Origin of the sequence: uncultured Pseudokineococcus sp. (genome assembly GCF_947499845.1) — a bacterium.
GTDB lineage: Bacteria > Actinomycetota > Actinomycetes > Actinomycetales > Quadrisphaeraceae > Pseudokineococcus.
Map to the genome: position 1 here is coordinate 1 of NZ_CANMPM010000035.1, position 7,584 is coordinate 7,584.

Below are 7,584 nucleotides of genomic sequence, written 5' to 3' on the forward strand. Positions count from 1 at the left end.
CCATGCTCCGCAACGCCACCCTCTACGAGCCCCGCCCCGCCCGCGCGGCTTGACCAACCTCATAGGGACACCCCCCCTGAGCGCCGCCCGACGGCGACGTGCGGCCGTGACGCCCTACGACCCCCGCCGACGCGAGCCGCGGCGAGCTCGGCGGGCTCGACGGCGACGCGTGCCTCTCCGGCCTGGACGCTGTCGGCAGGGCAGCACTGCGCTCACCGACGGTGCGGCGCAGGGGCGACATGGCCACACATCGCCCCCCGAAGGGCGGATCCGGGACGACATGGCCACACATCGCCCCGGGGAGGAGCGGGGACGGGGCGACATGGCCACACATCGCCTTTCGAGGGGGCGGTTCCGGGACGACATGGCCACACATCGCCCCCGAAGGGGCAGGGGCGGTCAGTCGCGCGGCGCGACGTCGTCGAGGCGACCGCCCGGCACGCCGACCAGCGCGACGAGGGCGCCGAGGGCGAGCAGCCCGGCGCAGACGAGCGTCGCGGCGCGGTAGGCGGGCGTGAGCAGCGCGGGGTCGGCGTAGGCGGCGCCGGTGAGCCCGACGACGGCCGGCAGGGCCGCGACGGCGACGAGGCCCGCCGAGCGCGCGACCGCGTTGTTGACCCCGCTCGCCGTGCCGGACAGGGCGTCCGGCGCCGCCGCCAGCACGGTGGCCGTCAGCGGCGCGACGGTGATGACGAGGCCCGCCCCGAGCAGCAGGACGCCGGGCAGCACGTCGACGGGGTAGGTGTCCCCCGGCCCGACCCCCGCGAGCAGCGCCACGCCGACCGCGGCGACGAGGGGGCCCACGACGAGCGGGAGGCGCGGCCCGGTCCGCGCGGCCGCCGCCCCCGAGCGCCCCGACAGCAGCAGGAGGAGCAGCGTCGAGGGCGCCATGGCGGCGCCCGCCGCGAGCGCGCTCCACCCGAGCGAGACCTGCAGCTGCAGGACGAGCAGGAGCATGACGCCGGACAGGGCGGCGTACACGGCGAAGGTGCCGACGTTGACGACGGTGAACACCCGTGACGAGAAGAGCGACGGCGGCACGACGGGGTGCGGCGTCCGCCGCTCGCGCAGGACGAAGGCCGCCAGCCCGACGACGCCGACGGCCGCCGCGACGAGCGACGGCGCGCCCCAGCCGCCCTCCGGCCCGGCCACGAGGGCGTACGTGAGGCCTCCGAGCCCGACGGCGCTCGCGACCGCTCCCGGCACGTCGAGGGACGGCGCCCGCTCGGGCGAGCGCGACTCCGGCACGTGCCGCAGCCCGAGGACGACGACGGCCGCCGCCAGCGGCAGGTTGAGGAGGAAGACGGCCCGCCAGTCCCACGCCACGAGCCACCCCCCGACGACCGGGCCGGCGGCGCCCGCCACGCCCGTGAGCCCGGACCAGGTGCCGATGGCCCGCGCCCGGTCCTGCGGGGCGAAGCTCGCCTGCAGCACCGCGAGGCCGCCCGGCGTCAGCAGCGCGCCGCCGACCCCCTGGACGGCGCGGGCGGCCACGAGCGTCGGCACGTCGGGGGCGAGCGCGCACCCGGCCGAGGCGACGGCGAAGGCGACGGCGCCGACGAGCAGGACGCGGCGGCGCCCGTAGCGGTCGCCCAGCGACCCGCCGAGGAGGATGAGCGAGGAGAGGGTGAGCAGGTAGGCGGTGACGGTCCACTGCAGCCCGGCGACGTCGGCGCCCAGGTCGGCGCCGATGCTCGGGAGCGCGACGTTGACGACCGTGCCGTCGAGGAACGCCATGCCCGAGGCGAGGACGAGGACGAGCAGGACCGCCCTCCCCTGCGCCGTCCCGGCCCGCAGGCCGCCCGCGGGCGCCGTCGCGGCGGGGCGTCGGGGGCGACCGCGCCGGTGGCCGGTGCCGTGGTGACCCGTGCCGCGGTGACCCGTGCCCCGTCGACCCGTGCCGTGGTGGTCGGGGACCCCACCGGGCCCGACGGGCTGCGGCGGGGGCGTGCGGGAGCTCACCTCCGGAGGGTAGGTCCGCGTCGTGGCCCCGGGCCGCCGCGCCGCCTGGCGGACGCCGCCCCCCGCCCCGGTGTGGCCTGCAGCACACTGGGCGCCGACACCCGGACCCGGCGCGGCCGGCGCGCCCCGGCACGCGGGCGCGGCGGTCGGGCCCCGCACCCGAGGAGCCCCATGAGCAGCGCCCCGATCAGCAGCACCCGGTCCAGCAGCCCCCGGTCCAGCAGCATAGGGTCGAGCAGCGCAGGCACCGGAGACGTCCGGACCCCCGAGACGGACGGCGACCGGGCCGAGGACGCGCGGGTCGGCGGCGCCGCCGCCGCGGCGCCCGCCGTGGACGGCGTCTCCTCCGACGAGGCCCACGCCCAGCTGCGGGCGTCGGTCCGCCGTCTCGCGGCCCTCCTCGGGGAGGCGCTCGAGCGGCACGAGGGCGCCGACCTCCTCGCGCTCGTCGAGCGCGTGCGCCACCTGGCCCGCCGTCCCGACGAGGGCGCCGAGCTCAGCCGCGTCCTCGCCGACGTCGACGACGGCACGGCCGTCGTCCTCGCGCGGGCCTTCACGGCCTACTTCCAGCTCGCCAACATCACCGAGCAGCTCCACCGCTCGCAGGAGCTGGCGAGCCGCCCGGGCGCGGGCCTCGCCCACACCGTCCCGCGCCTGGCCGCCGCGCTCGAGGCCGGCGAGGTGAGCCGGGAGCAGCTGCAGGCCGTCGTCGACCGCATGGAGCTGCGGCCCGTCTTCACCGCCCACCCCACCGAGTCCAGCCGGCGCTCGGTGCTCGACCTGCTCTCCCGCACGGCCGCCGCGCTGGACCGCAGCGGCGACCCCCGCCGTCGCGCCGCCGACGTCGAGGCCGACGAGCGCCGCGTCGTCGAGCTCGTCGACCTGCTCTGGCAGACCGACGAGCTGCGGGTGGAGCGCCCGCAGCCGGCCGACGAGGCGCGCTCGGCCCTGTACTACCTCTCCTCGCTCGCCACGACGGTGATGCCCGACCTCCTCGACGAGCTCGACCGCCGCCTGCGCGGCCTCGGCGTCGAGCTCGGCGGCCGGGCGCGCCCCCTGCGCTTCGGCAGCTGGGTGGGCGGGGACCGCGACGGCAACCCCAACGTCACGCCGTCCGTGACCCTCGACGTCCTCGCTCAGCAGCACCAGACGGGCGTCGAGGTCCTGCTGCGCCTCGTCGACGAGCTCGTCGTCCAGCTCGCGTCCTCGACGCAGGTGGTGGCCGTCTCCGACGAGCTGCGCGAGAGCCTGGAGCGCGACCGCGAGCAGCTGCCAGGCGTGTGGGAGCTGCGGCACCGCCTCAACAGCGAGGAGCCGTACCGGCTCAAGCTCTCCTACGTGCGCGCCCGTCTGGAGGGGACGGGACGGCGCCTGACGGCGGGCGGCGCCCACGTGCCGGGGCAGGACTACGCCGGCGTCGGCGACCTGCTCGACGAGCTGGAGCTCGTCCAGCGCTCCCTCGTCGAGAACGGCTGCGAGCTCGTGGCCCACGGCGTCGTGGCGCGCGCCCTGCGCACCGCCGCCGCCACGGGCCTCGGCCTCGCGGTGCTCGACGTGCGCGAGCACTCCGAGCGCCACCACACCGCGCTCGAGGCGCTGGTGGACCGGGCCCGCGCCGCGGACCGCCCCTACGGCGAGATGGACCGCGAGCAGCGGCGGGCGCTGCTGTCGGCCGAGCTGGCCGGCGGTCGCCCCCTCGCGAGCGCGGCCACGCTCGACGCCGTCGAGGGCACGGCCGCGGAGGTCGTGGAGCTCTTCCGCACGGTGCGCACGGCGCTCGACCGCTTCGGCGACGACGCCGTCGAGACCTACGTGGTCTCCATGACGAAGGGGGTGGACGACCTCCTCGCCGTCGCCGTCCTGGGGCGCGAGGTGGGCCTCGTCGACCTCCCCGCGGACCCGGACGCCCCGGCCGTGGCGCGGGTGGGCTTCGCACCGCTCTTCGAGACGATCACCGAGCTCGAGGCGGCCGGCCCGCTGCTCGGCACGCTGCTCTCCGACCCGTCCTACCGGCGCCTCGTGGCCGCCCGGGGCGACGTGCAGGAGATCATGCTCGGCTACTCCGACAGCTCCAAGGACGGCGGCATCGCCGCCTCGCGCTGGCAGATCCACCGCGCCCAGCGGGCGCTGCGCGACGTCGCCCGCGAGCACGGCGTGCAGCTGCGCCTCTTCCACGGCCGCGGCGGGTCGGTCGGCCGCGGCGGCGGCCCGACGGGCGAGGCGATCCTCGCGCAGCCCGCGGGCAGCCTCGACGGCGCCATGAAGGTCACGGAGCAGGGCGAGGTCATCTCCGACAAGTACCTGCTCCACGGGCTCGCCGTGCACAACCTCGACGTCGCCCTCTCGGCGGTGCTCGAGGCGTCGGTGCTGCGCAGCGCGCCCGTCGTCGACCGCTCCGTGCTCGACTCCTGGGACGCGACGATGGACGTCGTCGCCGCGGCCGGCCGCGACCGCTACCGCGGCCTCGTCGAGGACGAGCGCCTCGTGCCGTTCTTCCTCGCGGCGACGCCGGTGGAGGAGCTCGGGCACCTCAACATCGGCTCGCGGCCGGCCCGCCGCCCCGGTGGCACCGGCGGGCTGGAGGACCTGCGGGCCATCCCGTGGGTGTTCGGCTGGACGCAGAGCCGGATCAACGTGCCCGGGTGGTTCGGGGTCGGCTCGGGGCTGGCCGCGGCGCGCGAGGCCGGGCGCACCGACGAGCTCCGGGCGATGTACGAGACCTGGCCCTTCTTCCGCAGCTTCCTCGGCAACGTCCAGATGACGCTGGCCAAGACCGACCTGTCCATCGCCCAGCGCTACGTCGACACCCTCTGCGACGAGGGCCAGGCGGCGCTGCTCGACGACCTGCGCGCCGAGCACGCGCGCACGACCGAGGAGGTCCTCGCCGTCACGGGGCAGTCCGAGCTGCTCGAGGCCTCGCCGGTGCTGCGCCGCACCCTCGAGCTCCGCGACTCCTACCTGGCCCCGCTGCACGCCCTGCAGGTCGAGCTGCTGCAGCGCTCGCGCGCGGCGGGCGACGACGTCGACCCGGTGCTGCGCCGGGCGCTGCTGCTGACGATCAACGGCATCGCCGCGGGCATGCGCAACACCGGCTGACCCGCACCGCCCCCCTGCCGCGCCCCCCGTCGACACGTCGTCGGGGGGCGCGGTCGTGATCCCGCACCTCGTCGACACATCGCCCCTCTCCGTGGCCTCCTCCCGGCACTCTGTCGACACATCGCCGTCATGGAGGCCCGTGGAGGGCGAGGTGTCGACAGAGTGCCGGGACGGCAGGAGGGAGGGTCGTGACGGGGGACGGCACCGGACGTGGCGCACGCATGGCGGGCGTGCGGACGACGGAGGACGCTCTGGCGCTCTTCGACGCCCTGCCGGCGGTCGAGGTCGACGACGTCCTCGGCGCGTGGCGGGGCACCGGCGTGCCCACGGGCCACCCGCTCGACGGCCTGCTCGAGCTCCTCCGCTGGCACGGCAAGCGCTTCGACGGCGCGGACGCGGCGCACCCGCTGCTCTTCTCCGCCCGCGCGGGGGGCGAGCCCCTCGCCGTCGACCCCGCCGGCGTGCCGGTCGGGCTCGTCGTGCGCGCCAGCGGGCTCCTGCACGACGAGCGGGTCGCGGCCGCGGCGCGCCGGGCGCTGCCGCTGCGCCGGACCCGGCGCCCGAGGGCCCGGCTGCGTCCGGTGCGCCACCGGGGCGTCACGTCGGCGGCGATGCTCTACGACGCGCTGCCGGTCGTCGACCACCTCCGCGCGCTCGACGACGGCGGGCTGCTCGGGCTCATGGACGCGCGGGGCCTCGAGCGGCCGTTCTTCTTCGCCCTCCACCGCGAGGGCCGGCCGCTCGAGGGCCGCGCCGACGACGGTCCGGGCCCGCACCTCGGTCGGGGCCGGGGCCGTACCTGACGCGGCCCGCCGCAGAGCGGCACCTACGGTGGCGACCGTGAGCGAGACACCGCAGGAGCAGCCCTTGGCCTGGACGCCCGCGCTGGAGCGTCCCGACCTGCTCGCCGAGCCCGTCGCCGCCGCGCTGCGCAAGCTCCCGGCGGACGACGCCGCGACGGTCCTCGTCGCGGAGATCGACCCGGACGTCGCCGACACCGCCGCCCTGGTGGCGTCCTCGGACGTCACGCTCGAGGAGTCGGCCAACTGCGTGCTCGTCGGCGGACGGCGGGACGGCGAGCAGCGCGTCGCGGCGGCCCTGGTGCGCGGCACCGACCGCGCCGATGTCAACGGCCTCGTCAAGCGCGCGCTCGACGTCCGCAAGGCGTCCTTCCTCGCTCGGGAGGACGCCGTCAGCGCCTCCGGCATGGAGTTCGGCGCCATCACCCCGGTCGGCCTGCCCGACGGGTGGCGCGTGCTCGTCGACGGGGCCGTGGCGGGCCTCCCCCGCGCCGTCGTCGGCAGCGGCGTCCGCCGGTCCAAGCTCGCCCTCCCCGGCGCCCTGCTGGCGCGCCTGCCCGGCGCGGAGGTCCACGAGGGGCTCGGCCGCCCCGCCTGAGCCCCGACGCGCGCGGAGCTCGGCGGAGGAGGACCACGCCGTCGTCGCTCGGGGCCCCGCGCGGGGGGAAAGGCCACGAAGTCCGCGGAGGAGGGCCCTCACGACGGAGGAAGGCTACGAAGTCCGAATCTCGGGACCTCACGACGGACGAGGGCTACGACATCCCGGGTGGCAAGCCGGGCGCCCGCAGCGCCCAGAAGGTGACGGCGCTGGCGGCGGCGACGTTGAGGCTGTCCACGCCGCCCGCCATGGGGATGCGCACGACGACGTCGCTGCCGACGACCGCCCCGCGGGACAGGCCGTCCCCCTCCGTGCCGAGCAGCAGGGCGAGGCGCTCGGGCGGGTCGGCGGCGAGGTCGTCGAGGCTGACGGCGTCGTCGGCGAGCGCCAGGGCGGCGACGGCGAAGCCCCGCCCGCGCAGGAGGTCCAGGCCGCCGGGCCACGGCTCGAGGCGCGTCCAGGGCACCTGGAAGACGGTCCCCATCGACACGCGCACCGAGCGCCGGTAGAGCGGGTCGGCGCAGCGCGGCGAGACGAGGACGGCGTCGACGCCCAGCGCGGCGGCGGAGCGGAAGACGGCGCCGACGTTGGTGTGGTCCACGACGTCCTCGAGCACCGCGACGCGACGGGCCCCGGCGAGGACGTCGTCGAGCGCGGGCAGCACCGGCCGGTGCATGGATGCCAGGGCGCCGCGGTGGAGGTGGAAGCCGGTGATGGCGCGGAGCAGGGGCTCGTCGGCGACGTGCACCGGGACGGGCGGCCCGCCGTCCGCGCCGACGCCGTGCCGGGCCAGCAGCGGCAGCAGGTCCGGCAGCCAGCGGGGCGCGAGCAGGACCGAGCGCGGGCGGTGGCCCGCCTCGAGCGCTCGCTCCAGCACGGTGCTCGACTCGGCCATGTAGAGGCCCTCGGCGGGCTCGCGGACGCGGCGCAGCGCGACGTCGGTGAGGCCGGTGTAGTCGCCGAGGCGCGGGTCGGCGGCGTCCTCGACGCGGTCGACGACGACGCCGGGCGGCACCTCGACGCCGTCGGGCACGGGCCCCCCGCCCAGTCCCCCGCTCACTGGTGCACCTTCTTCCTGTCCGGGCCCCAGGCAGGCAGGGTTCGGGCGCACCCCTGGTCCCCACCGGG

5 protein-coding genes are annotated in these 7,584 nt (G+C 77.5%); 3 read left to right on the plus strand and 2 right to left on the minus strand.

Annotated features, from left to right (window positions below; translation table 11 throughout):
• Positions 1-399: 399 nt before the first annotated feature.
• Complete coding sequence (locus tag Q0789_RS16325; RefSeq protein ID WP_298807043.1) at positions 400-1,962, minus strand: DHA2 family efflux MFS transporter permease subunit; 1,563 nt, start codon at positions 1,960-1,962, stop codon at positions 400-402.
• A gap of 171 nt (positions 1,963-2,133) precedes the next feature.
• On the opposite strand from Q0789_RS16325, the gene ppc reads away from it, so the two are divergent.
• From ppc to Q0789_RS16340, 3 genes are all read left to right on the plus strand, one after another.
• Positions 2,134-5,058: a phosphoenolpyruvate carboxylase gene (gene ppc, locus Q0789_RS16330; protein WP_298807044.1), complete on the plus strand. Its 2,925-nt coding sequence runs from the start codon at positions 2,134-2,136 to the stop codon at positions 5,056-5,058.
• A 221-nt stretch (positions 5,059-5,279) separates the two neighbouring features.
• On the plus strand, positions 5,280-5,861 hold the full coding sequence (locus Q0789_RS16335) for a GXWXG domain-containing protein (RefSeq protein WP_298807045.1): 582 nt from the start codon (positions 5,280-5,282) through the stop codon (positions 5,859-5,861).
• 37 nt (positions 5,862-5,898) lie between these two features.
• Positions 5,899-6,456 (plus strand): YbaK/EbsC family protein, encoded by a 558-nt coding sequence (locus tag Q0789_RS16340; RefSeq protein WP_298807046.1) that lies wholly within the window; start codon positions 5,899-5,901, stop codon positions 6,454-6,456.
• Positions 6,457-6,610: 154 nt separating this feature from the next.
• On the opposite strand, the gene Q0789_RS16345 is transcribed toward Q0789_RS16340, so the two are convergent.
• On the minus strand, positions 6,611-7,471 hold the full coding sequence (locus Q0789_RS16345) for an RNA methyltransferase (RefSeq protein ID WP_366917775.1): 861 nt from the start codon (positions 7,469-7,471) through the stop codon (positions 6,611-6,613).
• Between the last annotated feature and the right edge of the window lie 113 nt (positions 7,472-7,584).

What these genes read in the sequence shown, in the direction of transcription:
- Q0789_RS16335 (WP_298807045.1), top strand. Translation starts at nt 5,280, where the DNA reads ATGGCGGGCGTGCGGACGACGGAGGACGCTCTGGCGCTCTTCGACGCC.
- ppc (WP_298807044.1), top strand. Translation starts at nt 2,134, where the DNA reads ATGAGCAGCGCCCCGATCAGCAGCACCCGGTCCAGCAGCCCCCGGTCC.